The 23,375-nt window shown below is 45.5% G+C and carries 24 protein-coding genes; 12 read left to right on the top strand and 12 right to left on the bottom strand.

Features of this window, described 5'->3' with window-relative positions; genetic code table 11:
- Positions 1 to 4: 4 nt before the first annotated feature.
- Complete coding sequence (gene bcp, locus NL644_RS10165; protein ID WP_005380418.1) at positions 5 to 475, top strand: thioredoxin-dependent thiol peroxidase; 471 nt, start codon at positions 5 to 7, stop codon at positions 473 to 475.
- Between the two features lie 76 nt (positions 476 to 551).
- Here the strand turns inward: bcp and NL644_RS10160 are convergent, their stop codons facing one another.
- Both NL644_RS10160 and NL644_RS10155 read right to left on the bottom strand, forming a co-directional pair.
- Positions 552 to 1,625, bottom strand: coding sequence for an AI-2E family transporter (locus NL644_RS10160; RefSeq protein WP_253658363.1), 1,074 nt, complete (start codon positions 1,623 to 1,625; stop codon positions 552 to 554).
- 1 nt (position 1,626) lies between these two features.
- The gene (locus NL644_RS10155; RefSeq protein ID WP_046875522.1) at positions 1,627 to 1,863 is read right to left on the bottom strand and encodes a sulfurtransferase TusA family protein; all 237 of its coding nucleotides are present in this window, start codon (positions 1,861 to 1,863) and stop codon (positions 1,627 to 1,629) included.
- Between the two features lie 257 nt (positions 1,864 to 2,120).
- On the opposite strand from NL644_RS10155, the gene NL644_RS10150 reads away from it, so the two are divergent.
- The 4 genes from NL644_RS10150 to NL644_RS10135 are packed head-to-tail and all read left to right on the top strand — an operon-like array spanning position 2,121 to position 4,972.
- Entirely contained in the window at positions 2,121 to 3,572 is a 1,452-nt protein-coding gene (locus NL644_RS10150; RefSeq protein ID WP_046875521.1) for a M48 family metallopeptidase, read from the top strand.
- 16 nt (positions 3,573 to 3,588) lie between these two features.
- Positions 3,589 to 3,939: an arsenate reductase (glutaredoxin) gene (gene arsC / locus NL644_RS10145; RefSeq protein ID WP_005380410.1), complete on the top strand. Its 351-nt coding sequence runs from the start codon at positions 3,589 to 3,591 to the stop codon at positions 3,937 to 3,939.
- Complete coding sequence (gene wrbA, locus NL644_RS10140; protein ID WP_012841512.1) at positions 3,940 to 4,509, top strand: NAD(P)H:quinone oxidoreductase; 570 nt, start codon at positions 3,940 to 3,942, stop codon at positions 4,507 to 4,509.
- A gap of 22 nt (positions 4,510 to 4,531) precedes the next feature.
- Positions 4,532 to 4,972 (top strand): DUF2069 domain-containing protein, encoded by a 441-nt coding sequence (locus NL644_RS10135; protein ID WP_012841511.1) that lies wholly within the window; start codon positions 4,532 to 4,534, stop codon positions 4,970 to 4,972.
- A 140-nt stretch (positions 4,973 to 5,112) separates the two neighbouring features.
- On the opposite strand, the gene NL644_RS10130 is transcribed toward NL644_RS10135, so the two are convergent.
- A complete protein-coding gene (locus NL644_RS10130; RefSeq protein ID WP_085342903.1) occupies positions 5,113 to 6,321 on the bottom strand; it encodes a DUF2066 domain-containing protein in 1,209 nt (402 codons plus the stop codon).
- A 365-nt stretch (positions 6,322 to 6,686) separates the two neighbouring features.
- Between NL644_RS10130 and NL644_RS10125 the strand changes: the two genes are divergently transcribed.
- The gene (locus NL644_RS10125; RefSeq protein ID WP_053809782.1) at positions 6,687 to 7,940 is read left to right on the top strand and encodes a uracil-xanthine permease family protein; all 1,254 of its coding nucleotides are present in this window, start codon (positions 6,687 to 6,689) and stop codon (positions 7,938 to 7,940) included.
- Between the two features lie 118 nt (positions 7,941 to 8,058).
- Here the strand turns inward: NL644_RS10125 and upp are convergent, their stop codons facing one another.
- On the bottom strand, positions 8,059 to 8,685 hold the full coding sequence (upp, locus tag NL644_RS10120; protein WP_041852906.1) for a uracil phosphoribosyltransferase: 627 nt from the start codon (positions 8,683 to 8,685) through the stop codon (positions 8,059 to 8,061).
- Positions 8,686 to 8,864: 179 nt separating this feature from the next.
- Here upp and purM point away from each other — a divergent pair, with 179 nt between their 5' ends.
- Together purM and purN are read left to right on the top strand one after the other, a co-directional pair.
- Entirely contained in the window at positions 8,865 to 9,905 is a 1,041-nt protein-coding gene (purM, locus tag NL644_RS10115; RefSeq protein WP_054867197.1) for a phosphoribosylformylglycinamidine cyclo-ligase, read from the top strand.
- Positions 9,906 to 10,056: 151 nt separating this feature from the next.
- Positions 10,057 to 10,713 (top strand): phosphoribosylglycinamide formyltransferase, encoded by a 657-nt coding sequence (gene purN / locus NL644_RS10110; protein WP_253658362.1) that lies wholly within the window; start codon positions 10,057 to 10,059, stop codon positions 10,711 to 10,713.
- Positions 10,714 to 11,083: 370 nt separating this feature from the next.
- Here purN and NL644_RS10105 read toward each other — a convergent pair whose 3' ends face one another.
- A complete protein-coding gene (locus NL644_RS10105; protein ID WP_006741678.1) occupies positions 11,084 to 11,929 on the bottom strand; it encodes a class II glutamine amidotransferase in 846 nt (281 codons plus the stop codon).
- 51 nt (positions 11,930 to 11,980) lie between these two features.
- The gene (gene lpcA / locus NL644_RS10100) at positions 11,981 to 12,556 is read right to left on the bottom strand and encodes a D-sedoheptulose 7-phosphate isomerase (RefSeq protein ID WP_005380392.1); all 576 of its coding nucleotides are present in this window, start codon (positions 12,554 to 12,556) and stop codon (positions 11,981 to 11,983) included.
- A gap of 376 nt (positions 12,557 to 12,932) precedes the next feature.
- On the opposite strand from lpcA, the gene fadE reads away from it, so the two are divergent.
- Together fadE and NL644_RS10090 are read left to right on the top strand one after the other, a co-directional pair.
- Positions 12,933 to 15,377 (top strand): acyl-CoA dehydrogenase FadE, encoded by a 2,445-nt coding sequence (gene fadE / locus NL644_RS10095; protein ID WP_114323536.1) that lies wholly within the window; start codon positions 12,933 to 12,935, stop codon positions 15,375 to 15,377.
- 211 nt (positions 15,378 to 15,588) lie between these two features.
- Positions 15,589 to 17,364 (top strand): SulP family inorganic anion transporter, encoded by a 1,776-nt coding sequence (locus tag NL644_RS10090; RefSeq protein ID WP_046875514.1) that lies wholly within the window; start codon positions 15,589 to 15,591, stop codon positions 17,362 to 17,364.
- 73 nt (positions 17,365 to 17,437) lie between these two features.
- On the opposite strand, the gene NL644_RS10085 is transcribed toward NL644_RS10090, so the two are convergent.
- From NL644_RS10085 to dnaQ, 5 genes are all read right to left on the bottom strand, one after another.
- Positions 17,438 to 17,848, bottom strand: a complete 411-nt coding sequence (locus tag NL644_RS10085; RefSeq protein WP_114323537.1) for a GNAT family N-acetyltransferase — start codon at positions 17,846 to 17,848, stop codon at positions 17,438 to 17,440.
- Positions 17,849 to 17,932: 84 nt separating this feature from the next.
- Positions 17,933 to 18,325, bottom strand: a complete 393-nt coding sequence (locus tag NL644_RS10080; RefSeq protein WP_114323538.1) for a DUF1353 domain-containing protein — start codon at positions 18,323 to 18,325, stop codon at positions 17,933 to 17,935.
- A 51-nt stretch (positions 18,326 to 18,376) separates the two neighbouring features.
- Positions 18,377 to 18,934 carry a hypothetical protein gene (locus NL644_RS10075; protein ID WP_046875511.1) on the bottom strand — a complete coding sequence of 186 codons (558 nt, stop codon included), beginning with the start codon at positions 18,932 to 18,934 and terminating at the stop codon, positions 18,377 to 18,379.
- A 203-nt stretch (positions 18,935 to 19,137) separates the two neighbouring features.
- Positions 19,138 to 20,388: a TIGR03503 family protein gene (locus NL644_RS10070; RefSeq protein WP_253658361.1), complete on the bottom strand. Its 1,251-nt coding sequence runs from the start codon at positions 20,386 to 20,388 to the stop codon at positions 19,138 to 19,140.
- 8 nt (positions 20,389 to 20,396) lie between these two features.
- Positions 20,397 to 21,119 (bottom strand): DNA polymerase III subunit epsilon, encoded by a 723-nt coding sequence (gene dnaQ, locus NL644_RS10065; protein ID WP_005380385.1) that lies wholly within the window; start codon positions 21,117 to 21,119, stop codon positions 20,397 to 20,399.
- A gap of 59 nt (positions 21,120 to 21,178) precedes the next feature.
- Here dnaQ and rnhA point away from each other — a divergent pair, with 59 nt between their 5' ends.
- Positions 21,179 to 21,643 (top strand): ribonuclease HI, encoded by a 465-nt coding sequence (rnhA, locus tag NL644_RS10060; protein ID WP_012841509.1) that lies wholly within the window; start codon positions 21,179 to 21,181, stop codon positions 21,641 to 21,643.
- Here rnhA and NL644_RS10055 read toward each other — a convergent pair.
- Positions 21,640 to 22,386, bottom strand: a complete 747-nt coding sequence (locus tag NL644_RS10055) for a class I SAM-dependent methyltransferase (protein ID WP_012841508.1) — start codon at positions 22,384 to 22,386, stop codon at positions 21,640 to 21,642. The genes rnhA and NL644_RS10055 overlap by 4 nt on opposite strands.
- Positions 22,387 to 22,423: 37 nt before the next feature.
- Here NL644_RS10055 and gloB point away from each other — a divergent pair, with 37 nt between their 5' ends.
- Positions 22,424 to 23,182, top strand: coding sequence for a hydroxyacylglutathione hydrolase (gene gloB / locus NL644_RS10050; RefSeq protein ID WP_006741673.1), 759 nt, complete (start codon positions 22,424 to 22,426; stop codon positions 23,180 to 23,182).
- Positions 23,183 to 23,375 lie beyond the last annotated feature (193 nt).

Here is a 23,375-nt window from a genome sequence, read left to right as displayed (position 1 = left end):
CACCATGAATACGCTGACAGCAGGCTCGCCAGCGCCAGCCTTCTCTTTGCTCGACCAAGACGGAAATACCGTTTCTCTTGAAGACTTTAAAGGCAAGAAAGTACTTTTCTACTTTTACCCTAAGGCGATGACTCCGGGTTGTACTACACAAGCAAAAGGTCTTCGTGACATCAAAGCTGAACTCGATGCACACAACGTGGTGGTACTTGGCGTAAGCATCGACCCTGTAAAACGCCTAGGCAAATTCATCGAGCGTGATGATTTAAACTTCACCCTGCTTTCAGACGAAGATCATGCCGTTGCAGACCAATTTGGCGTTTGGGGCGAAAAGAAATTCATGGGTAAAGTATACGATGGTCTTCACCGCATTAGCTTCCTGATCAATGAAGAAGGCGTAATTGAACACGTGTTCAACAAGTTCAAAACCAAAGATCACCACGAAGTCGTATTAAATTACCTGAACGAAAACGCATAAGCGCGATCCGTTCTCAAATAACAAAAAGCCCAGCAAACTGCTGGGCTTTCTTTTGAGCATTGTACTTTGGTAACGCCTACTCTTGTTCGACTGGTTCGTTTTCTTCCGTACTTGGTAAGGCATGCCATACGGCTTTAACTAGTGTCGCCAACGGAATGGCGAAGAATACGCCCCAAAAACCCCACAAGCCACCGAAGACTAACACTGCCACAATGATGGCAACTGGGTGTAGATTTACCGCCTCGGAAAACAGAACAGGAACCAACACATTACCATCCAGCGCTTGGATAATACCGTAAGCAAGCAGCAACCAATAAAACGGAGGCGCAAGACCCCATTGGAACAGACCAACGATGGCGACAGGCACAGTTACAGCTGCTGCGCCGATATAAGGAATTAACACCGATAGACCGACAGCTACGGCAAGCAGCGCCGAATAGCGAAGATCTAAAATGGCAAAAGTCACATAACTCACGCCACCCACGATTAAAATCTCGAGCACTTTACCGCGAATGTAATTGGAGATCTGCTCGTTCATTTCATGCCAAACTTTATTCGCGAGTTTACGGTTTTTCGGCAAAACACCACTCGCGATTCTTAGCATCTCTTCTTTGTCTTTCAGTAAGAAGAAGATAAGTAGTGGCACTAAAATCAAGTATACCGCTAGCGTCGCAATACTGACTAATGACGCAAGTGAGCCTTTTACTACACTCTCACCAAGTCCCAACGCTTGGTTTTTGGCATTTGTCACCACGGTTTCTACAATTTCTAAGTTTGCTAACTCAGGATGACGCTCTGGTAGCGTGACAATAAACTTTTGTAACCCGTTGTACATGTTTGGAATATCGTTAATTAGATTACCGACCTGAGTCCAAATCGTCGGAACCAAACCAAACAAAGCGATCAACATCAACCCGACGAACATTAAGATCACGATGATGACCGACAAAGTGCGCGGCACGCCCATGCGACACATATTTACGACTGGCCATTCAAGTAAATAAGCCAAAACGATCGCGACAAGCAATGGCGCAATCAAATGCCCAAAGAAGTAAATGGTGATAAAACCAAACAGCAAGATCGCGACGAGACTTACTGCATGAGGGTCTGAGAAACGTCGTTTATACCAACGACTAACCATTTCAAACATCTTATGCGGATTCCTTATTGAATACAGTCAATGTGTAGTGCTCTGATGTAGATTGGCAATCAACTGAGTACCCTTGGGCACTGAGATAGTTCACAATGTCTCGTTTAGAGCTGTTATCCACCACTTGAATAACAAGTTGATGATACTGCTGCGTTTCTCCTTGAAAGACTTCAGCAGCGTGACGCTTTGCAAGTAACAGTGCCATAGGGCAACGTTGTTCACGCAAATCAAGTAACATGGATTCCATTGTATTGCTCTGCACTTATGATAGGGTTGTATTGTAACGGCTTTTTGAGCTGGTGCTAGCACTTCTGACATGATTTAACCACATGCTGAAATGACTCGGATATAAAATAATTTACGAAACCAATTCATTTATTTCCGGTCTTATTGCTAGCTTATATCCTCGCGGATAACCAAAACGCATGTGGCGCTGTTGAGAGGTTCTCAGCCTCTAACCACATGCTTATGTATTTTGGAGAACCTTTTAAACGTATGTTAAAACGCACTCGCTCGCTAGTTTGCTTATGTCTTGCAGCTGCAATCAGTTCGCCGACAACTTATGCCAATAGCATTGACTTGCCAGACATTGGTACGGCTGCTGGTGGCACGCTCTCAATAGACCAAGAGTTGATTTACGGCGACGCCTATATGCGTATGCTCAGAGCCAGTAAACCTATCGTTAATGATCCTGTTATCAATGAGTATATTGATGCTCTCGGGCACAGATTAGTAGCCAATGCGAACGATGTAAAAACACCGTTTCACTTCTTTATGATTCGCGACCGCAATATTAACGCGTTCGCGTTTTTTGGTGGTTACGTAGCGTTGCACTCTGGGTTGTTTCTTCATGCACGTTCAGAAAGCGAGTTAGCCTCTGTAGTTGCTCACGAGATTGCGCACGTCACACAACGCCACCTTGCGCGCAGTATGGAAGAGCAAGCACGTCGCTCTCCGGCCACATTGGCTGCACTCGCTGGCGCATTACTGCTTTCGATTGCCTCACCAGAAGCGGGGATGGCTGCAATTACGGCGGCAACCGCAGGTAACATGCAAAGCCAAATCAACTACACTCGCGCGAATGAAAAAGAAGCGGATCGCTTTGGTATTTCAACACTGGCAAAAGCTGGTTTTGATGTTCAAGCAATGCCAAGGTTTTTTGGCCGTCTTGCTGATGAGTATCGTTATGCGAGTAAACCGCCACCAATGCTCCTGACTCACCCTCTACCTGAAGATCGAATTACCGATAGCCGTGCGCGAGCAAGAACCTATCCACCAATGCGTGTTGTGCCTTCAATAGACTATCACCTAGCGCGTGCGCGCATTGTGGCTCGTTACGCTGGCATTGATGGACAAGCTGCTTTGGGCTGGTTTGAGCGAACTCAAAAGAAAGCCTCTGCGGACATCACACCTGCTTTTGACTATGGGCGAGCACTCGTACATTTAGACAGCAAACGCTTGTCTCAAGCGGAACCTATTTTGAAAAAGTTGCTGGAGCAGGACCCAAGTAACCCGTTCTACCTGGATGCTATGACGGATTTATATATCGAGAAGAAGCAGCCAGAAAAAGCAACCGATATGCTCCGTAAAGCGTTATCTCGGAACCCTCAAAATAAAGTATTGACCATTAACTATGCCAATGCGCTACTTGAGGACAATAAAAACGATCAAGCCACGCGAGTTCTTCAGCGATACACTCATGATTATCCTGAAGATACAAATGGCTGGCACCTAATATCGAAGAGCTACCACGCACTAGGACGTAGTGATGAAGAGTTGGCTGCGCGAGCGGAAATTTTGGCGTTGCGAGCAAACTGGAATAAAGCGATTCAATATTATAGTGAAGCAAGTAAAATGGCCAAGTTGGGCAGCTTAGAGCAAGCTCGATACGATGCCCGTATTGACCAACTCATGATCCAAAGAGATCGATTCATGGCATTACAATAACGAAATGGAGAAAACCATGTCAGTCGTGATTTATCACAACCCTCGTTGCTCAAAAAGCCGTCAAACACTTGAACTGCTTGAGCAAAATGGTGTTACACCGGAAGTCGTCAAATACCTAGACACACCACTTAACGTAGATGAGCTAAAAGCGCTGTACGCACAACTTGGCTTTTCATCTGTACGTGAAATGATGCGCACCAAAGAAAGCGAATACAAAGAACTTGGCCTAGGCGAAGACTCTGTTAGCGATGAGCAATTGTTCGAAGCAATGGCGAAAAATCCAAAATTATTTGAGCGTCCGGTGGTAGTTGCCAACGGCAAAGCGAAAATTGGTCGACCACCAGAGCAAGTGTTGGATATTCTATAAATGGATTGCCAGATCCTTATTTTGTATTTCAGCCGTCACGGCTCGACAAAACAACTGGCAAGACAGATAGCAAGAGGAGTCGAATCGACTCCTCAATGCCAAGCAATTTTGCGTACAGTTGAAGAATTGTCACCTCACTCACACTCCCCTTCTGATCCAATTGTTACTCTAGAGGAACTGAAAACGTGCGACGGTCTAGCGTTTGGCAGTCCCGTCTGGTTTGGCAACATGGCTGCGCCTTTAAAGCACTTCTGGGATCAGACTACATCTTTATGGGTCAGTGGTGACTTAATCGATAAGCCAGCTTGTGTCTTTACCTCTTCCTCTTCGATGCATGGTGGTCAAGAAACAACGTTACAAAGCATGATGACCCCTTTATTGCATCACGGGATGATGGTTTTGGGCATTCCTTATGCCGAACCAGAGCTACACACTACGCAGTCCGGAGGCACTCCGTATGGCGCCAGCAGTGTAGGCCATGAGGCAACCCTCAGCAGTGAAGAGATTCGTCTGGCACAACAATTAGGCAAAAGGCTGGCAACTGCAGCGTTAAAACTAAAAGTCTGTTAGTAAAATCAAGGATAGTTAATCGATGTCTGACTCTTTAGACCAAACACCACTCGGTACACAGGCTAAAACCTATCGTTACCTAGCTTTATTTGGCAACTTAGCCTTATTAGCCTGGGTCGCAATTTGGCAGCTTGCGTTGTCCCCTCACCCTCACCTTAGCAGCACAACACTTGCTATTGCTTGGTGTATTCCGCTATTACTTCCGTTGCCTGGTATTTTGGCTGGTAAGCCTTACACTCATGCTTGGGCTAACTTTGTTCTTATGCTGTATTTCTTGCATGCGCTGACCATCCTTTATGTGGATGGTGGAGAACGTTGGCTTGCGGCAGTAGAGTTGCTCCTGACTTCACTCGGTTTCGCTGGCAATATTTTGTTTGCTAGAGCGAGAGGCAAAGAGCTAGGTCTTAAGTTGAAGCGCCTCTCTCAAGTAGAAAAAGAAGAAAAAGCGAAATTCAATAAATAACGCCAATCTCATTCAATCACTGAGCATTGGTTCGAATACGAATTTAGAAAACAAAAAGAGTCGCGATTGCGACTCTTTTTTACGCTTACCACATTGGTGTTTGATCCTTGCGCTTGACGCCTGGAACGCTATCAACGCAATTACGATGCCGAGCGCCACTCGTAGATCAAGTCATACTGTTCTCGGGCAGGCTCCACAATCATCGGCTGAGTTGGGTGCGTTTCGTCCTTTGCTTCCGCCGCGATATCCGCAGGCACTTCAGACTGCACTTTTTCTACCATAGCTGTATCTTTCGCCTCATTCATCGGAGCAATTGGCTCTGCTTCTTGAGTTAAAGCTGGGGCATCAACTTCACCCAAAGGATCTTCAAAAACCATTAATTGAGAAATAGAAGAAGCTTCTTTCTCAAAAGCTTGTTGAGATGCCAAAAGATGGATGTTGAGCGTCAGCTCATCACCTTGGACACGCTTAATTTCCGTACCCGCAACCGAATTAAGTTGTTTTAACGCATTCTCTAAACGGAAGAAGTCCGTGGCAGACGTTACATTAAGGACTTTCACCGCCAACGCTTTTGAAGATTTTCCAGATACTACCACTGCGCTCTTACTCGCGTAGTAGTCAGCGATGCCATCAACCATCTCAGCAATGGCATTGGCGCCTGATGCGGAACCGTTACGCGGAGAGCGCTGTGCTTCAACAATTCTCATTGGTGATTGATCGTATAACGTCCAGCGAATTTGTTCACCTTGAGCGCGCACAACTAAAACAGCATCCGCTGGGTATCGCTGGCTGGCTTGGCCAATAGGCTCAATAAAGCCGCCCCAAAGATCAGAAACATTCACACCAGTTACATCATCAAAATCACCAACCGGGATCGTGATCGGCAAGCCTCTCGATTTCGCAGCACTGCGAAGTGCTACAACGTTTGAAGAGTCGGAATGCTCCCAAGCAATATTACGATCGTAGCCCTGCTCTTCCACCATCCAAACCAAAATATTGGCGCGATTTGGCGACCAAGATGGCAATTGTGCTTGTGTTAAAAGCGAGCTGATTTGGTCGCTGTTAAACAACATTTTTAAGCTCGCTTTTCCATCAACCTGCCCATAACTCAGTTGGGAAATGTAACGCGCACTTGAACCAAGTGCCTTTTTAATCACTGGATTGCTTAAAGAGGATTGAGAACCGGTCGCTCGAACAATCACATCCTGCATACCTTGTTGACGAGCCAGAGACTCACCGTCGTTCTGCTCACTGTCGATAACCACTTCGGCACGATAGATATCCACCTGAGTTAATGCATATACTGGTAGGGACAACCAACCTATCAGTAAGAGAGCTAAATAGCGCATAGTTTTTATAATCCTCTGAACAAGAACCCGAATAATAAGCAACTATCAAATCTTGAGCAAGGTAAGTACTGAGTAAATTGTCTGTATTATGACCAGTTTTGTTAACTCGGGTCTCAACGAGCACTCTAGCGTTGTTTTTCATAATAAACTCATTGCTTATCCAGCTATCTCAACAAGTTAGACAGTTCATTTTTCATCGTCACGCAAGACTCGTAAAAGAGGCCAATTTGCAAGCAACTAACTCTCAAAAACGCTATTTATGGGAAAGATTCAATCGAAAGTTTGATCCATGCAACGTTGCAAACGATTGCAGGATGATAGTATTCGCCGGATTTGTCTGCGTATCTTGAAAATAGGGAATTATTATGAAAAACGCGTTACAAGGCGCTCAAATGCTCTTTGTCGCTTTTGGTGCTTTGGTGCTTGTGCCGCTGCTAACTGGCCTTGATCCAAATGTCGCCCTCTTTGGTGCCGGTGTCGGTACTCTCCTCTTCCAATTAATGACTAAACGTTCTGTTCCCATCTTCCTTGCCTCTTCTTTTGCGTTTATTGCTCCTATTATGTTCGGTATCCAAACTTGGGGTATCGGCGCAACGATGGGCGGCTTAATGGCAGCGGGCTTGGTTTATGTGGCTCTAGGGGCGATGATCAAAGTGCGTGGTGTTGGATTTATCCATAAAATTCTCCCGCCTGTTGTCGTTGGCCCTGTGATCATGGTGATTGGTCTTGGCCTTGCTCCAACAGCAGTGAACATGGCGGTAGGTAAAACCGGTGATGGTGCTGCACAGCTTGTTAATGGTGATGCTGCGATCATCATCTCGGCGGTCTCACTGCTCACAACCATTGTACTAAGCGTGTTTGCAAAAGGCTTTTTGAAGCTCGTTCCTATTGTTGGTGGTATTCTTGCTGGTTACTCTGTTTCTCTATTCTACGGTGTGGTTGATTTCACTCCAGTAGCACAAGCGGCTTGGCTAGCTATGCCAAACTTCACCGCGCCAGAGTTCAACATAAACGCAATCTTGTTCATGATTCCTGTCGCTATCGCACCTGCGGTAGAGCACGTAGGTGACATGCTTGCTATCTCAAACGTTACAGGTAAAAACTACCTGAAAAAACCTGGCCTTCATCGCACAATCGCAGGTGACGGGGTGGCAACTATCGCAGCCTCGATGGTGGGTGCTCCACCAAACACCACTTACAGTGAAGTTACAGGAGCGGTAATGCTAACCAAAGCATTTAACCCTGTGATCATGACTTGGGCTGCGATCACTGCAATCGTACTTGCATTGGTAGGTAAGCTAGGCGCGGTTCTTCAAACGATTCCAGTACCTGTCATGGGCGGTATCATGATTCTGCTGTTCGGCTCTATCGCCACAGTAGGCCTCAACACACTGATCAAGAATAACGTTGATTTACATAAGTCTCGCAACCTAGTGATCGTTGCCGTAACACTTGTATTTGGTATTGGCGGTATGGCTTTCGGTATTGGCGAGTTCAGCCTACAAGGTGTGAGCCTATGCGGTATCGTGGCAATTATTCTTAACCTTGTGCTACCAAACGATTTAGGTGAAAACCACGTTGTAGATAACGCACAAATGGAAGAAGAGAACGCGAAATAGTGCGTCTGCGCTGCTTTACTGAGTGGCGCATTTTATTCTTCTCGTATTATAGATATAAAAAAGGCTTGGTTTTCACCAAGCCTTTTTTTCTGTTCAGTCGTAGTAATACATTAAAGAATTACTTAGTACCGAAGATCTTATCACCTGCATCACCTAGACCCGGTACGATGTAGCCTTTGTCATTTAGCTTCTCATCGATGGCCGCAGTGTATAGCTCCACATCTGGGTGTGCTTTTTCTAGCGCTTCAATACCTTCTGGTGCAGCAACAAGTACCAACACTTTGATTTGGTTACAACCTTTCTCTTTTAGAAGATCAATCGTAGCAATCATAGAACCACCCGTTGCAAGCATTGGGTCAACAACAAGCGCAATACGCTCATCGATGTTAGAAGCAAGCTTGTTGAAGTAAGGAACTGGCTCAAGTGTTTCTTCATCACGGTAAATACCAACAACACTGATACGTGCGCTTGGCATGTGCTCAAGAACTCCGTCCATCATGCCTAGACCTGCACGTAGGATTGGTACTACGGTTACTTTTTTACCTTTAATTTGGTCTACTTCTACCGGACCGTTCCAACCATCAATGGTCACTTTTTCTGTTTCAAAGTCTGACGTTGCTTCGTAAGTAAGTAGGCTACCGACCTCAGTCGCTAACTCACGAAAACGTTTTGTGCTGATGTCACCTTCTCTCATTAGACCAATTTTATGTTTTACTAGAGGGTGCTTTACTTCAACAACTTTCATGTCCATCTCCGGCTATAGTTGGCAATATTTAAACAAACCTTCAGATTATACATGATTTTTACAGGGATATCAGGATAAATCACTAAAGAAAAAAACAGACGCAAACGTTTGCTATCTATGTTTAAGCACTGTTAGAATAGCGCCGTTTTCATATCCAACTTAATACCGAGGACTTCCCTGTGAGTGGTAACAACTCTTCTCTTAGCTATAAAGACGCTGGTGTAGATATTGATGCAGGCAACGCGCTTGTGGATCGTATTAAGGGTGCGGTAAAACGTACTCGTCGCCCTGAAGTTATGGGTGGTATCGGTGGTTTTGGCGCGCTATGCGAATTGCCAACCAAATACAAACAACCTGTACTGGTTTCTGGTACTGATGGCGTAGGTACTAAGCTTCGCCTAGCACTGGATATGAACAAGCACGACACTATCGGCATCGACCTTGTTGCGATGTGTGTAAATGATCTTATCGTGCAAGGCGCAGAGCCACTGTTCTTCCTAGATTATTACGCAACAGGCAAACTAGACGTTGATACCGCAGCGGATGTTGTTTCAGGTATCGCTGAAGGGTGTGTTCAAGCAGGTTGCGCCCTAATTGGTGGCGAAACTGCGGAGATGCCTGGCATGTATGAAGGCGAAGACTACGACGTAGCTGGTTTCTGTGTTGGCGTAGTAGAAAAAGAAGACGTGATTGACGGCACGAAAGTCGCTGCTGGTGATGCACTTATCGCTGTTGGCTCAAGCGGCCCACACTCAAACGGTTACTCCCTTATCCGTAAAATCCTAGAAGTATCAGGTGCAGATAAGAACGAAGAACTAGCAGGTCGCACTATCGGTGAGCACCTACTAGAACCAACTAAGATTTACATCAAATCAGCACTTAAGATGATTGAGAAACACGACATCCATGCGATTTCTCATATCACTGGTGGTGGTTTCTGGGAAAACATCCCACGTGTGCTGCCTGAAGGCACAAAAGCAGTTATCGATGGTAACAGCTGGGAATGGCCAGTGATCTTCAAGTGGCTACAAGAGAAAGGCAACGTCGACACACACGAAATGTACCGTACATTCAACTGTGGTGTGGGTCTAATCGTCGCACTACCTAAAGACCAAGCGGAAGCCGCGGTTGCTCTTCTTCAAGAAGAAGGTGAAAACGCATGGGTGATTGGTCAAATCGCTCAAGCTGAAGCGAATGAAGAGCAAGTTGAAATCCAATAATTTGCAAATCGAGCTCACAAGATAAAAAGAATGAGGACACTAGATGACTAGGTCCTCATTTTGCTATCTAGAACAATAAAAACCATTCTATTAGTAGGTAGTTTAGAAGCTACATAACTCCAACCTACAATACCAAGGCACTCTCGACATCATGAAAAACCATACCCTAAAAAACATTGTGGTCCTCATCTCGGGTAACGGAAGTAACCTGCAAGCTATCTTGGAAGCTTGCGAAGACAGCATGCCAAACGCACGAGTGGCAGCCGTGTTCTCTAACAAAGCCGATGCTTTTGGTTTAGAACGTGCAAAAACATTTGATGTAGACGGTCACTTTGTCGACCCTAAAGCATTCGACTCGCGTGAAAGCTTTGATGCAGAGCTAATGAGTCAAATCGATGAATACCAACCAGACGTGATTATTCTGGCGGGCTACATGCGTATTCTGAGCAGCGAGTTTGTTTCTCATTACATGGGTAAGATGATCAATATCCACCCTTCTCTTCTACCAAAATATCCTGGGCTACACACACACCAGAGAGCAATAGATGCTGGCGACAAAGAACATGGTACGAGTGTGCACTTTGTAACTGAAGAGCTTGATGGTGGCCCTGTCATACTGCAAGCAAAAGTTCCGGTGTTCGAAGACGATGATGCTAGTGTACTTGCAGCGCGTGTTCAGGCTCAGGAACACCGAATCTACCCTATGGTGGCGAAGTGGTTAGTAGATGAGCGCTTAATCATGAAGGATGGTAAAGCCTATTTAGATGGCGCAGAGCTTGGCACACACGGCTACGCCTCCGATGAGTAGTCCTGAACACCAAACTCCAAACACAAAAGAGCAGCCTGAGAGCTGCCTTTTGTTATTTTGAAACATATAAACTTGATTCAAGAAAGCCGTAGTGAGACTAGAAACCTAAAACCCAACATTCTAAAAAATCCCATAACCACTTGAGTAACACGACACTCGGAAAGTAGATTCTGAATCTGGTTCGTTCCTCACCGTTCAGAATGACGTGGTGTTTTATGAGAAATTTCTATCAGTTCCATCTTTCCGGCAAGCCTTAGCGAGACTAGGAGGCTAGAAAGTATGAGAGTTCACCAGTATCCGCCCTCGGTTTAAACGCATAAAAATAAAGCTCGCGATTAAGCGAGCTTTACGAGTTGTTCCGAATGAACCGCTATTCTAACGGCTCAGTTGGCGCCTGATTGCCCGGTTTCGCCGCTGCAAACGGCACATTCACCAGTTCAGAGGCATTGTTTTTCACTAGTTCACCTAGGTGAAACAAGCCGTACTCGCCAGGTTTCATCCGCTGCCAAGCTTCGTTACCCGTTAAAGGTTGAGTCGCGATCACAGAAACAATGTCATGTGGCGTTGTTTCTTCTTGGAAGTTAATTTCCACATCTTCATCAAGCAAAGCGGCTTTACCAAACGGTGCGCGTCTCGTGATCCAATACAAATGATTGGTGCAATACGTCATTACATACTCACCATCACTCAGAAGCATGTTAAATACACCCTTCTCTCTTAGCTCATCACAACATTTAGCAACATATAAGAATACCGATTCCATATCCTTTGGCGGCTCAGGATATCGATCTTCCATTTGCTTCAGCAACCAACAAAAGGCCAGTTCGCTATCTGTCTCGCCGACAGGTCGGTGTCGACCCGTATGTAAGTCTTGATAGCCTGAGAGCTGACCGTTGTGCGCAAACGTCCAATACCTACCCCATAACTCACGTGTAAAGGGATGAGTATTTTCTAAATTAACACCACCACGATTCGCCTGCCGGATATGACTAACGACAGCACGACTCTTGATAGGATAATTTTGCACTAACTCTGCAATTTGCGACTCACAACTTGGCTTGGGATCTTTGAAAGTTCGAAAACCTTTCCCTTCGTAGAAGGTAATTCCCCATCCGTCACGGTGTGGGCCAGTTCGACCTCCACGCTGCATGAGCCCGGTAAAACTGAAACAAATATCCGTCGGAACATTAGCGCTCATACCGAGCAATTCACACATGATTAAAAAAACTCCCTAACAACACAGCTCGAAAAGGTGGCCGTGAAACGACTATTCCATCTCTTTTTCAATCAACTGAATGATGATATGAATAATCTTAATATGAATTTCCTGAATACGGTCTGCATAACCAAAGTGTGGCACGCGGATTTCAATATCGGCAAGCCCTGCCATTTTGCCGCCATCTTTGCCTGTTAGCGCAATCGTCTTCATGCCTTTCGCTTGCGCCGCTTCAATCGCTTTCAGGATGTTACCTGAGTTACCTGAAGTCGACAGACCAAACAGTACGTCACCTTTTCGGCCAACCGCTTCTACATAACGGGAAAACACGAAGTCATAACCAAAGTCATTACTCACGCAAGAAAGGTGGCTTGGATCTGAAATAGCAATACCAGCATAGCCAGGACGGTTTTCTCGGTAACGGCCTGTTAACTCTTCGGCAAAGTGCATCGAATCACAGTGAGAACCACCGTTACCACATGACAGTACTTTACCATCTTGCTTGAATGAGTCAGCAATCATTTTCGCCGCTGCTTCGATTTGCGCAATGTTATGGTCATCGCTTAAAAATTTGTTGAGCACTTCAGCAGCTTCGTTTAATTCACTTCTAATCAGATCATGGTACATAAGACGTTCTCTTTATTATTTCGGCTTCAGTCAGTCCTAGATTCACTGAGCAAATTGTTCTGATACCAATTTGGTATCGGACATTTCATAAACCTGAACTCGGGTTTGATTACTCTGAGTTTACCCACAAACGAGAATTAGTGTCGATAGTGAACCAACAGATTTAGATTGGTGATGGTAATAAACTTGTCAACTTGCTCATGAAACCATCACTCAAATCGCAACTTTAGAACTTTAACTCTACTTAGATCACTTTTTACCCAATCTTATGTTTTACATTTCCTTAATATTTTGATTACACTTAAACCAACTGGTTAGACCTCTTACCTAACATACAGACGTACAACACTTATAAAGTCTGAAAAGGAAAATACATATGGACATCTTGCTCTCAATCATCACGATGACGGTCGTGCTAGGCATTACGCTCTACCACCGCATGTCTCTCGTGAAATCTATTAGTTTACTCACAGCAGCTATGTTAGCTCTCACAGTAATAGGCGCGGTTGACGTTACTGGTTGGGCTATTTACGTTCTTGCTGCCGCTGTATTCGCGGTTCCTGGCGTACGTCAGTCTTTGATAAGCCGCAAAGCATTAGCGCTTTTCAAGAAAGTGCTGCCAGCTATGTCTCAAACCGAAAAAGAAGCGTTAGACGCAGGTACCGTCTGGTGGGAAGCCGAGCTATTTAAAGGCAAACCAGAGTGGCAAAAGCTTCACGCAATTCAAGCACCTAAATTAAGTGCAGAAGAACAAGCCTTTTTAGACGGTCCAGTGAATGAAGTGTGTGCCATGGTGAGCGATTTCCAAGTGACTCACGAACTCGCAGACTTACCGCCAGAAGTATGGCAATACCTGAAAGATCACAAATTCTTTGCCATGATCATTAAGAAAAAGTACGGTGGTCTTGAGTTCTCAGCATACGCGCAATCACTAGTACTACAAAAACTAACGGGTGTTTCTGGCGTTCTATCGTCTACCGTTGGTGTTCCTAACTCTTTGGGTCCTGGTGAACTACTGCAACACTACGGTACTGAAGAGCAGAAAAATCATTACTTACCGCGCCTAGCTGAAGGTAAGGAAATCCCTTGTTTCGCCCTAACAAGTCCAGAAGCGGGTTCTGACGCTGGATCTATTCCAGATTACGGTGTGGTCTGTAAAGGAGAATGGGAAGGAAAAGAAGTACTGGGTATGCGCCTGACTTGGAACAAGCGCTACATCACCCTAGCGCCAGTCGCAACGGTACTAGGCTTAGCATTTAAACTTCGCGATCCTGAAGGTTTGCTAGGCGACAAAGAAGATCTTGGCATCACTTGTGCGCTTATCCCAACTGGTGTCAAAGGTGTTGAGATTGGTAACCGACACTTCCCGCTCAATGTACCATTCCAAAATGGTCCAACGCGCGGTAAAGACATCTTTGTTCCTATCGATTTCATTATCGGTGGTGAAAAAATGGCGGGCCAAGGTTGGCGTATGCTGGTTGAGTGTCTGTCGGTTGGACGTGGTATCACGCTACCTTCAAACTCAACAGGTGGCATCAAAACTGCGGCAATGGCAACGGGCGCTTACTCACGCATTCGTCGTCAGTTCAAACAACCTATCGGTCACATGGAAGGCGTAGAAGAGCCATTAGCGCGTCTAGGTGGTAATGCTTACGTGATGGATGCAGCAAGCAACTTAACCGTGGCAGGTATCGACTTAGGTGAAAAGCCATCAGTAATCTCAGCTATCGTGAAGTACCACTGTACGCACCGTGGACAACAAAGCATCATCGACGCAATGGACATCGTAGGCGGTAAAGGTATCTGTATGGGACCTTCGAACTTCCTAGCCCGTGGTTACCAAGGTGCGCCAATCGCGGTAACGGTTGAGGGTGCAAACATCCTAACTCGTTCAATGATCATCTTTGGTCAAGGTGCGATTCGCTGTCATCCATACGTTCTTGAAGAAATGAACGCCGCGTACTCTGATGCCAGTGATGCTGTAGAGAAGTTTGATAAAGCGCTGGCTGGTCACGTGAGCTTTACAATGAGTAACCTCGTTCGCAGCATCTGGTTTGGTTTGAGCGACGGTTTAGGTTCTTCATCACCAACCAAAGATGCAACCAAGCGTTACTACCAACAATTGAACCGCTACAGTGCAAACCTTGCCTTGCTATCGGATATATCGATGGCAGTGCTAGGTGGCTCTTTGAAGCGTAAAGAGCGTCTATCAGCGCGTCTTGGTGACATTCTAAGCCAGCTATATTTAAGCTCTGCGACGTTGAAACGTTTTGAGCAAGATGGCCGCCCAGTCGAAGATTTACCATTAGTACACTGGGGTCTACAAGACAGTTTGAAACAAGCGGAAGTGGCGGTAGACGAATTCTTAGCAAACTTCCCGAACAAAGTGATTGGTCGTGCACTGCGCGTGTTAATCATGCCATTCGGTCGTGTACGCAAAGCGCCAAGCGATAAACTAGACAGCAAAGTGGCGCGCATTCTACAAACGCCTAGTGCAACGCGCTCACGCATTGGTCGCGGTCAGTACCTTGAACCAACCGAGCACAACGCAGCAGGTAAGATTGAGCTTGCCCTGTCAGTCATTCTTCAAGCTGAGCCAGTGTTCGACAAAGTATGTAAAGCTCAAGGCAAACGTCGTCCATTCCTACGTTTGGATATGATTGCTCAGGAAGGGCTAGAGCAAGGCTTGATCACGCAAGAAGAAGCCGACCTACTAAGAGAAGCTGAACAGCATCGTCTGGATACAATCAACGTTGACGACTTTGAGCCGGAATTGCTCGCAGCAAAGCCGCTATACCCTCAGATGGATAGCGTTGCCTAACTCTCTAATCTGAAACCATAAAACGGGAGTGACAACTCCCGTTTTTTATTGCTACCAGAATAGCGTTCATAACACCTCACACCACGAAGAACCTCTGCGCAAGCGCAATAAAATCCACGCACTCCGAACCTTCCCCCCGATTTCCAGTGATAACTAACTCACAGACGTTCCAAGCAAGCGGTGTATACTTTTAAGTAACTCACTCACATATATGGTAAATCCGTTGGCTAAAATATTATTCGCACAGTGGTTCCCTGGGCTTGTTCAGCTTAAGCATTATCAAAAAGAATGGTTTGTTAACGACTTTAGAGCCGCCTTTTCTGTTGTCGCGGTTGCCCTGCCAGTTGCCATAGCTTATGCACAGCTAACCGGTGTATCTGCAATTGTCGGTCTGTACTCGTGTGTACTGCCAATGTTGGTGTACGCCATGATGGGCACATCTCGACAACTGATTGTCGGACCCGATGCAGCAACTTGTGCAGTGATTGCCGCCGTTGTTACGCCGCTTGCCGCAGGTGATCCCACAAAACATTGGCAGTTAGTCATGACCATGACAGCGATGACTGGTATTTGGTGTGTACTGGCAAGTCGTTTCAAGTTAGGGGTGTTTGCAGACTTCCTTTCTCGCCCGATTCTTTTGGGTCTACTCAACGGTGTCGCTCTCACGATTATCGTTGGTCAGTTTGCCAAAGTGGTCGGTTTGAAATACGAACAACGTTATTTGCTGGAACGCTTATGGGAGGCTCCACAACGATTAACCGAGCTTCATTGGCCTACCGTAACTCTGAGTATCGTGACGGTTGTCGTTTATTTACTCACCAAACGCTACCGACCAACTTGGCCTGCTGCCATGCTGGCGATACTCGTGACTACCGCGTCAGTTTGGTTTTTCCATTTACAAGAGATGGGCGTATCCGTGGTTGGACTCACTCAAGGTGGTTTCCCTCAGTTTCAAACGCCGGAGTTTGAGCTAGGTGAAGTTCGTGAGCTAGTGGTCCCGGCGCTCAACCTTGCGATTGTCAGCTTTGTTAGCATGATGCTCACCGCGCGCAGTTTCGCCGCTAAAAACGGTTATGATATTGATGCAAATAAAGAGTTTCAGGCGTTGGGCTTTGCCAACATTGCCTCGGCGTTTTCACAAGGTTTCGCGATAAGTGGAGCTGACTCACGCACAGCGGTAAATGATGCCAATGGCGGTAAATCTCAATTAGTTTCGATTGTCGCCGCAATCACCATTGCCATTATTGCGGTATTTATTTATGAGCCTTTACAGTTTATTCCCATCGCATCACTTGGTGTCGTGTTGATCATCGCATCCTTGTCTCTGCTCGATCTCAAAGCCATTTGGAAATTAAAATCTCGTGACAAAGATGCGTTCTATCTAGCAATCATCACTTTTATTTCTGTTTTGATCGTAGGCGTAATACCGGGGATCACTTTGGCGGTACTGCTAGGGCTGTTTCAATTTTTACGTATTGTCATGCGACCGAGTGATCAGCTACTTGGCTTGGATGAAAAAGGCACCATTCGGACCATCGACGACTCAGGAAAAGCTTCGCCTATTCCAGGAATGGTGATTTACCGCTTTAACTCGCCGCTGACTTACTTCAACGCACCTTACTTTAAACGCCGAGTGTTAGAGCAAGTAGAACATCACAAAGACGCAAGTTGCGTTGTCATCGACGCCGTATCGAGCTTTACTCACTTGGATCTCAGTGTGATGGCAACACTGGCAGATATTCACAATACTTTAAAAAAGAGAGGCGTACGCTTAATCCTCGCAGGAAGGAAACGACGCTTACGTCAATGGTGTGAGCTTACTGGTATCAGCACCAGTGAAGGAGGCATCTTACTGCGAGCCGATATGTACCTTGCCATTAAACTTAGTGGCTGTTACATCAGTGCTGTGGGTGAGGGACAAATTCCTACTGTTCAAAAAGAGCCTGATTTAGAGCAGCCACCCAAACCAATTCCAGAAGTGGCTTAAGTAGAAATTTAATATAGAAAACAGGAAATTAAACTCCTGTTTTCTATTGCTTATTTGCACAGCTGAATACGTGTTACACCTTCGGCTTAAACTTTTTTGTCATCCCTTGGCTTTTAGGAGCCACCAGCCTATAACCAAGCTTTTCGTAAAAGACCGGTTCATCAGCAATCATAGAAACGTAAGAGCCTTCAAGTGCAACAGAAGAAAGATAACCGTCGATGTATTCCATGACTTTTCTACCTAAACCGTTACCTTGATAATCAGAATCAACGGCAACGTCGACAATTTCGAAGTTACACGCCCCGTCACCAACAACCCGACCCATTGCAATGAGCTTTCCTTCATCCCGGACAGATACGCCATACAACGAATTGGGTAGACCAATTTCAGCAGCTTTCAACGATTTGGGTGATAGCCCGGCTTTGACACGCATATCACAGTATTCTTTCGGGCTTGGCACATGCTCTTCATATCTTATTGTCATTATGTACGACTCCTTTATATCATCTTGGAGCTTACACAACCAAACTGTATAAATAAACAGTTAAACATTGGAAAGATGTTCCCGTTAAGCACACAAAGTATCGGGTCTGGAAAAGAAGCCACCGACAACTCTGACGCCATAATAGATATAAGTCGCTCTGAAGCTGGACATTCCTTTTTCTAAACATGTTTCTCTCAGTAACATATCCGCATGCTTTCGAGCACTTTGTGGCAACACCTCTTCCCTCATTAGTTGGTAAAGAGCATCATGAACTAAAGAAGCTTTCATAATGTTTTTTGTGTCTAACGCCGGCCCACTCGCTCCATCCCATGCGTAGCCCTTTTTAATCGTTAACACGCCTTGTTTGGACAAACTAAGAAAAGGGCTGTCATACACCTGACTCACTGAAATGCGAGTCTCAATCTTTTCTTCAGAATGGAGAGTGTATTTGTACTTCTGACGCTTTTTGTATTTCATAACCTAACCGCCTAACTAACTTGAGTGGGAGGAACGGGGATAACTCTCAAATTAGAGTTTCTCAGAGAGCTTTTTCAAGTAGGACTTTGCAAGATCATGGTTATCTCTGCTCAACCACTTAATACAATCAAAGAGTTCCCAAATCAGGCCTTGATCACCACTGGTATAAACTGGGAAATCTTCATGCTTTGGCGCAGGTTCATCAGTAACCATGCCAGCAATCACATCAGCTTTATCAAATAAAGTCTTAAACGGCTTAGAAAGTTTGAAAGGCTCACAGAGATCTAAACAATGAATCTCTGCACTGGTTAGGTCATTAAAAATGTATTTTTTGAAGCACGCATTTTCGTTGTGCTCTCCCTCAAGGCGATAAAAAATATCTTTATTAGCTTCAAAGTGGGTAAAGCAAGGCTCTGAGGCTTTATGGAAGTTATTTTGAGTAAAGACAACAATATCAGCGTCCGAAATGCGGTCACCTTTTCCTGATGACAATGAACCAAGCAATACCGCAGCAACAACGTCTTTTTCAGAATAAAAGGCATCATAAGCAGACTCAACCAAGGCCTTTTGTCGTGGTAGGTGTTCTAGTTCTAACGCTCCAATTGTCATAACTCACTCCGTCGATACTCACTAAAATCAAGTCGAAACTTAAAGAGTATCATGCGAGCTTTATTATGATTAATCAACGCTAAATCATGGTGTTACTTTAAAATAAAATGATTAATGACCATGAGAAACATCAACTTATGCCTCAAACTTAAACTGAAAAAAACGGAGCCGATTGGCTCCGTTTCTCGCTTCATGTGTTACTACTATTTCTTTGGCGCTTCTAACTGCATCTCTGGCATGGCATCGCGCTTCGCTTTAATTTTGCGCCAGACTATCCATGCAATGATCACAATCAGCAGCATTATCACGTTACCCACCGCGATAATAATCATGCTGCGCTTACGCTCAGCCTCCCGCTCAGCGATAATTTGCTTTTCCATTTCAATACGGCGCTGCTCGGCTAATTCAGCTTCTTTTGCAATTCGAGCGGCTTCTAGATCAACTTCATCAACAACACTGAAGGTTTGCTCTGGAATAGGAAACACCAGTGGACGTTGAGTCGCAAAATCAGTGGCAAAGATCTCGCCGCGCCATGCGTACTTACCTAGCTCAGCATCGTTATTGAGGTTCAGCGTGGTTCTCATTCCATCTTCAGACACCTGCCCTTGGCTGTAGCTAACGAAGCCATCGGGTGCATCTTGTTCCACCGTGACTGCGATTGAGCCTGGCGCGATCATACCTTGCTCACCACTCACCACCAATTGGTGTGGTTTGTCAGGATTGCGCGCCTGAATAAAAGTACGAGAAATGGGGTTCGGATAAACCAAGATGACTTGCTCTTGCGCTCGTAAGAATACGCCATTACCAGAGGTGATTCGCGCACGGTACTTACCGGGCTCAACGTCTATTGGTAGTTGGACAGTGAACACACCATCCCCTGCTTTTTCATCCAAGCCGCGGCCATCATCAGCAAACTCATCCACAACCATCGGCACTGGACGTGCTTCTTTGATCAACTCATCTTCATTGTCGACAAACTTGGTAAATGTCACGCGTAGATTCACGCGGTCAAGGAAGTCGCGCAGTACAAGAGGTTTGTCGTCGGAGGTTAGGCGAGCTGTAAACTTAAGCGCTTCCCCATTATATAATCGGTTTGGGAACACATCCGTGCTGAGCTTTAAGTGAGAAATTAAGCGGATGTTATTTTTAGGAGTGACTTTCCCCACAGCCTGCCATGGGCCTGGCATAGGGTTGTCAACGGAGATAATATCGAGTGAAGCTTCTTGGTACCAACGTACATTGTCGTAGGCGTCCCAAGCATAGTACTTTTTACCGTCAGGGCGGACTAAAACAACTGGCTGAGAACTTTGCTCACGATAAACTAAAAAAGTGATCTGCTCGATGGTTGGATCCACTCGAAAGCGATTGTCTAACAAAGACATAGCAGATTCACTCGATGCACTCGAGAGACTACTCCATATCGCTAAAAACGCGACCAACAAAGCCCTCAGCATAGCTTCTCCTATTGATGCCAAATACAGTCGTTCACCAACTCTAATCTTTTTTGGTGAGCTTCTAGTTCATCGGCACTTGCGCGCAAAACCTTTAGCGCTTTTCTTCCTTCAATACGACGAATGGTTTCTACCCCACCCTCTTGTTTATTCGCGTTAAATTCTAGACTCGTTTGACCACCCGTCATAAAGAGGTAAACGTCGGCTAGAATCTCCGCATCGAGCAAAGCTCCGTGGAGTGTACGGTGCGAGTTATCAATACCGTAGCGTTCACATAAGATATCAAGGTTGTTTCGCTTGCCAGGGAAGATTTTCTTCGCCATAGCAAGGGTATCGGTCACCTTGCAGTAGTCGTCCGTTTTGCCGATGTTGGGATCGAGCATGCCAAACTCGTAATCCATAAAGCCCGTATCGAAGGGTGCGTTGTGGGCAACAAGTTCTGCGCCTTTAATAAACTCAAGAAACTCTTGGTGCACGCTCGCGTATTCCGGTTTATCAACCAAGAATTCATCCGTAATACCGTGAACTTCAACCGCTTCTGGTTGGATTTCACGATCGGGTTTTAAATAAACGTGGAAGTGACGACCAGTCAGCTTACGGTTGATGATCTCCACGGCACCGATTTCAATAATGCGGTGTCCCATGTAGTGAGGACCACCCTCGCGGTTCATACCTGTGGTTTCGGTATCGAGAACGACAATGCGGTTATATTCAGAATTGCTGCTGGTATTCATAAGGTTATGTATGTCAGACTATGCTTTATTAAATGTTTCGGCTAATAGTACCAAAAAATATGACCAAACACGTTGAGATTTTCACTGACGGTTCTTGTTTAGGTAACCCAGGACCAGGTGGTTACGGCATTGTATTGCGTTACAAAGACGTAGAAAAGACGCTTTCCAAAGGCTACACGCTAACCACCAACAACCGTATGGAAATGTTGGCGGCTGTCGTCGCGCTGCAGACGTTAAAACAACCTTGCAAAGTCACTTTAACGACTGACAGTCAATATGTGCGCCAAGGTATTACTCAGTGGATCCATAACTGGAAGAAGCGTGGCTGGAAAACAGCGGATAAAAAACCCGTGAAGAATGCCGATCTATGGCAAGCTCTAGACAAAGAAACTGCACGCCATCAAGTTGAATGGCACTGGGTAAAAGGCCACGCTGGTCATCGTGAGAATGAAATTTGTGATGAGCTAGCCCGTACCGCCGCAGAAAACCCAACCGAGGAAGATACTGGTTACCAACCCTCTTAACGAGATTCTTTCCTCATAGTATTGCCCTCTCGATTCATCACCCCTAGTGGTGTGAGCTTTTTCTTCAAACGCCAATGCGGTTTGATAGGCTTGAGAGGGTATGTTCGTTTCCTTGCCACAATGTAATACAAACTCCCTGCAGGTGACGCCCAATCACCGAGACTGTTTTCCAACCATGTCCACATCGTGCGGTAACGCTTCATCGGAAACAGCGCGTAACGATCGCAATGAATCACTTGATAATTAAGTAACCCTAACCAGTCGTTGATGCGGTTCGACGTAAACATTCGTCCACTCCAAGGCAAATTATGTTTACGCCATGGAAGCAAACTCGCTAATCCAGTCAAACTTAGTGGGTTAAATCCAGTGATTATCAAATAACCATCATCCATCATCACTCTATCGACTTCCCGTAGCAAACGGTGTGGATCGCTTGCATAGTCGAGCTGATGAGCGAGTATCACAACATCAAAGCTTTTTTCCAAAAAGGGCAATTCGTAACCATCTGCAATCACATTATGCAACGGGTTCTGGATATCTACGTTGACTTGGTGTTGAATGTTACAATTACAGCTGGTTAGCTCACAGCTCAACCCGCCCAGTTTGAGCATATGGTAACCGAAGAGTTTCGGACACCATTCATCAAGTCGGGTCTGGATTGACTCAAGCACCCACGGACCGTTGTTCATTGCTGACCAAGTCGACGGGTGTGGTATAGTTTTGTTGCTGAGTGCTGGTTTCATTAACCACCTGACTAAAATGGGTGACGGAGAACGAATCGTGTTAGAGATCAAAAGCATACCCGCATTTAATGATAATTACATCTGGCTGATACAAAATAGCGATAAGCGTTGCGCAGTCGTTGATCCGGGCGATGCGAAGCCAGTGTTAGAATACTTGCAGGCTAACGAATTAACTTTAGAAGCGATTTTAATTACGCACCACCACAACGATCACATTGGTGGCGTTCCAGACTTAGTGCGTGCCTTTCCTGAAGTCGCCGTTGTGGGCCCGAAATCTGAGCCAATTCCAACCCTAACCACCCCCATGGAAGAAGGCGACAAACTGGAGTTATTTGGCGAAATCTTTTTGGTGCTAGGTTTACCAGGCCATACCTTAGGTCATATCGGTTACGTTGGAGACGGAAAACTGTTTTGCGGTGACGTGTTGTTTTCCGCAGGCTGCGGTCGTATTTTTGAAGGTACGCCAGAGCAAATGTTTGAGTCACTAAACAAGCTAACGTCTCTACCAGAAGAAACTCAAGTCTTCTGCGCGCATGAATACACCGCGAGTAACGTGGCGTTTGCTTTAGCGGTTGAGCCTGATAATGAGCAGCTCCGTCAATATCGCGATGATGTGAACCGACTGCGAGCTCTAAACATTCCGACACTTCCAACAACAATACGCAAAGAAAAGTGGATTAATCCGTTCTTGCGAACCACCAATCCTGACGTGGTTCAATCTGTTGCTAGTCGCATTAAAAATAGCGATCCATGCTCGGTTTTTACGGCTTTGCGTGAGTGGAAGAACGAATTTTAACCATTTTCTGCTTGTAAGTTTGCAAGACCCCAGTATTATCAGGGGCTGATTTTTCGAGAAGCGCCACTGGCGCTTCTCTTACGTTTGGGGTTGATATAAATCTATTTGAATTTCTCCCCATTGCATAATTTAGAAGCTCTTTGCCTCTATTAATTAGTTAGTGTTTAAAAGATGTCTATTATCTTGCGACTGC

The organism is Vibrio sp. Y10_XG_PY6 (genome assembly GCF_024181795.1).
In the GTDB taxonomy this organism is placed as follows: domain Bacteria; phylum Pseudomonadota; class Gammaproteobacteria; order Enterobacterales; family Vibrionaceae; genus Vibrio; species Vibrio diabolicus.
This window is presented reverse-complemented; position numbering and strand designations above follow the sequence as displayed.

Excerpts from the sequence above, each read along its gene's own strand:
- NL644_RS10075 (WP_046875511.1), bottom strand. The coding sequence starts at position 18,934 with ATGACAATTGGAGCGTTAGAACTAGAACACCTACCACGACAAAAGGCC.
- lpcA (WP_005380392.1), bottom strand. The coding sequence starts at position 12,556 with ATGTACCATGATCTGATTAGAAGTGAATTAAACGAAGCTGCTGAAGTG.
- dnaQ (WP_005380385.1), bottom strand. The coding sequence starts at position 21,119 with ATGAATACCAGCAGCAATTCTGAATATAACCGCATTGTCGTTCTCGAT.
- rnhA (WP_012841509.1), top strand. The coding sequence starts at position 21,179 with ATGACCAAACACGTTGAGATTTTCACTGACGGTTCTTGTTTAGGTAAC.
- arsC (WP_005380410.1), top strand. The coding sequence starts at position 3,589 with ATGTCAGTCGTGATTTATCACAACCCTCGTTGCTCAAAAAGCCGTCAA.
- NL644_RS10125 (WP_053809782.1), top strand. The coding sequence starts at position 6,687 with ATGAAAAACGCGTTACAAGGCGCTCAAATGCTCTTTGTCGCTTTTGGT.
- upp (WP_041852906.1), bottom strand. The coding sequence starts at position 8,685 with ATGAAAGTTGTTGAAGTAAAGCACCCTCTAGTAAAACATAAAATTGGT.
- purN (WP_253658362.1), top strand. The coding sequence starts at position 10,057 with ATGAAAAACCATACCCTAAAAAACATTGTGGTCCTCATCTCGGGTAAC.
- fadE (WP_114323536.1), top strand. The coding sequence starts at position 12,933 with ATGGACATCTTGCTCTCAATCATCACGATGACGGTCGTGCTAGGCATT.
- NL644_RS10155 (WP_046875522.1), bottom strand. The coding sequence starts at position 1,863 with ATGTTACTTGATTTGCGTGAACAACGTTGCCCTATGGCACTGTTACTT.
- NL644_RS10160 (WP_253658363.1), bottom strand. The coding sequence starts at position 1,625 with ATGTTTGAAATGGTTAGTCGTTGGTATAAACGACGTTTCTCAGACCCT.
- NL644_RS10085 (WP_114323537.1), bottom strand. The coding sequence starts at position 17,848 with ATGACAATAAGATATGAAGAGCATGTGCCAAGCCCGAAAGAATACTGT.
- NL644_RS10055 (WP_012841508.1), bottom strand. The coding sequence starts at position 22,386 with ATGAAACCAGCACTCAGCAACAAAACTATACCACACCCGTCGACTTGG.
- NL644_RS10080 (WP_114323538.1), bottom strand. The coding sequence starts at position 18,325 with ATGAAATACAAAAAGCGTCAGAAGTACAAATACACTCTCCATTCTGAA.
- NL644_RS10090 (WP_046875514.1), top strand. The coding sequence starts at position 15,589 with ATGGTAAATCCGTTGGCTAAAATATTATTCGCACAGTGGTTCCCTGGG.
- wrbA (WP_012841512.1), top strand. The coding sequence starts at position 3,940 with ATGGATTGCCAGATCCTTATTTTGTATTTCAGCCGTCACGGCTCGACA.
- NL644_RS10070 (WP_253658361.1), bottom strand. The coding sequence starts at position 20,388 with ATGCTGAGGGCTTTGTTGGTCGCGTTTTTAGCGATATGGAGTAGTCTC.
- NL644_RS10150 (WP_046875521.1), top strand. The coding sequence starts at position 2,121 with ATGTTAAAACGCACTCGCTCGCTAGTTTGCTTATGTCTTGCAGCTGCA.
- NL644_RS10130 (WP_085342903.1), bottom strand. The coding sequence starts at position 6,321 with ATGCGCTATTTAGCTCTCTTACTGATAGGTTGGTTGTCCCTACCAGTA.
- bcp (WP_005380418.1), top strand. The coding sequence starts at position 5 with ATGAATACGCTGACAGCAGGCTCGCCAGCGCCAGCCTTCTCTTTGCTC.
- NL644_RS10135 (WP_012841511.1), top strand. The coding sequence starts at position 4,532 with ATGTCTGACTCTTTAGACCAAACACCACTCGGTACACAGGCTAAAACC.
- NL644_RS10105 (WP_006741678.1), bottom strand. The coding sequence starts at position 11,929 with ATGTGTGAATTGCTCGGTATGAGCGCTAATGTTCCGACGGATATTTGT.